We start from the raw sequence: 910 nt of genomic DNA on the forward strand, positions 1-910 counted from the left end.
ACGAACAGCACGCCTGACACGATGACAAGTGTATGCGCGAGCGAGCCGAGCAATAGCTGGCCGATCAGGATAAGACCGATCGCAGAAAGGAGCACGGCCTTCATCTTGCCCCGCTTCTCCGCGACGATGATGGCCGGCACCATCATGACGAACGCGAGGCCCATGACCGGCAGGTAGATCATCCAGTGCGACGCGACCGGCAGGCCCGCGTCCACGAGCAGGCGCGGCACAACGAGAAAGAGCGCCGTTTGCGTGGCGTGCAGCACGAGCACGCCGAAGTTCAGGCGCAGCAGCTCCACGTTGTGCAGCACCTCGGCGAACGGGGCGCGCACGTGCACGGGCTTGCTGGGCGCATCGGGCACGATCCAGATCACCACGCCCACCGCGAGAATCGAGAACACGCCGACCAGCGCGAACAGGCCGCTCATGCCGACCCAATGGAACACGATCGGCGCGCCGACGATGGCCACGGCGAACGACATGCCGATCGAGCCGCCCACCATCGCCATGGCCTTGGTGCGGTGCTCCTCGGCGGTCAGGTCGGCGATGAACGCCAGCACGGCCGACGACACCGCGCCCATGCCCTGGATCACCCGCCCGACGATGATCCACACCATGTCGTGCGCGCCCGCCGCGACGAAGCTGCCGATCGCGAAGATGACGAGGCCGGTGGCAATGACGGGCTTTCTGCCCACCCTGTCCGAGATCCAGCCGTAGAAAATGTAGAGAAGCGACTGCGTGACGCCGTAGGCGCCGAGCGCGATGCCGACCAGCAGAAGGTTGTCGCCGCCGGGAACGGTTTTCGCGTAGACGGAAAACACCGGCATGATCATGAACAGACCGAGCATGCGCAGCGCGAAGATCGCCGCGAGCGAGACGGTCGCGCGCAACTCGGGCGCGCTCATGCGGG

General features: G+C 65.9%; 1 protein-coding gene. It reads right to left on the reverse strand.

Going from position 1 to position 910, the window contains the following annotated elements:
- On the reverse strand, nt 1-905 hold a 905-nt coding region (locus BHE01S_RS35850; protein WP_063769123.1), incomplete at its 3' end, for an MFS transporter.
- Nucleotides 906-910 lie beyond the last annotated feature (5 nt).

The organism is Paraburkholderia heleia NBRC 101817 (assembly GCF_000739775.1).
In the GTDB taxonomy this organism is placed as follows: Bacteria; Pseudomonadota; Gammaproteobacteria; order Burkholderiales; family Burkholderiaceae; genus Paraburkholderia; species Paraburkholderia heleia.